Here is a 1165-nt window from a genome sequence, read left to right as displayed (position 1 = left end):
TCAAAACCATCCGCCAGATGACATACGACAATCTCGCATTCACCTATGTGCAGAAGGCGAATCAGTTTGAGGCACCTTTCATCAGCGGCGGTATCACTTCGCCCTTGCAGCAGCAGGGGATCGATTTCGACTTTGATGGTAAGGATGAGCTCTACGGCGAGAAACATTATCCTTCATGCCAGCCAAGTGACTGTGGAGACGCTGCGGCTAGAGCAGTTCCCAACTGGGAACTGATCAAGTTCGATACCAATGGCACTGTGACCTCGAAGTCGAACGTTGTATTCAATGAATTCTTTTCCGCCGATCCTGGATCGTTCGGCGCAATTGGCATTGTTGGCCGCTTTCTTGCAAACAAGCCTAAGGACATCTCGTTCGTATACGGCGGAACCTACACATCTTCCGGCAGCGAGTCGGATTGGACCACGACTTTTCAGGGCAGCCGCGTGGGCGTAACCACCTCGAACCTTGCGCTAGGTTTGCAGAACTGCTCCGGCTCTTATGCCTCCTTCTGTCAGGATACCGTCAACCCTGGCTTGGCCGCGCTTGACCAGGATGGCGACGGCCTTGATACGGTCGTGAATTTCGGCTCGAATCTTGTTGGCATTGCCGACTTTTCCGGAAACGGTCGCCAAGGCGCTGTGGTTGGAGAGAGCGGCCTCGTCATGAGACGCTGGATCAATGGAGCATGGGTGGCGCAAGGCTCTGGCGCGGAGCCGGAATGCAAAAATGGCAGAGCAAACGTTTGGGCATGCACGCTGGCCGACATAAACGGCGACGGAACGACCGACGTCGTCTCGGCACGTGCGACCTCGATGACAGCCGACGGCACGGTGACCGGGGACTACGAAACGCGGGTATGGCTATCGACTGGAAGTGAATACGTCTTGGTGTCAGCCGCTATCCGCTTGCCCGGTGCTCCGATCCTTCGCGACATGGATAATGATGGTAAGGCAGATATTCTCGCGGCTGCCAAGCGGAGCGCAATCAATCCCTTCAGACAACTGTCCATCTATAGTCTGCGCCTTGACGCGTCGAATGCTGCGCTCGTCCCGGCGTCAGCTACGATCAACGGCTCTGCAATTTCAGGCGATTTCAACGGAGATGGTCTGCCGGATTTTCTTCGCACATACACCGATCTGATGATCTCGCAATCTGGCGCTGGCAA

At 55.5% G+C, this 1165-nt stretch carries 1 protein-coding gene; it reads left to right on the top strand.

Annotated elements, in window-relative coordinates; all coding sequences use genetic code 11:
• The coding region (locus tag ACMGE0_RS33495; RefSeq protein WP_436820161.1) for an FG-GAP repeat domain-containing protein at positions 1–1165 on the top strand (1165 nt) is incomplete at both ends.

Source organism: Neorhizobium descurainiae, assembly GCF_051400715.1.
Taxonomy (GTDB): Bacteria; Pseudomonadota; Alphaproteobacteria; order Rhizobiales; family Rhizobiaceae; genus Neorhizobium.
This window is presented reverse-complemented; position numbering and strand designations above follow the sequence as displayed.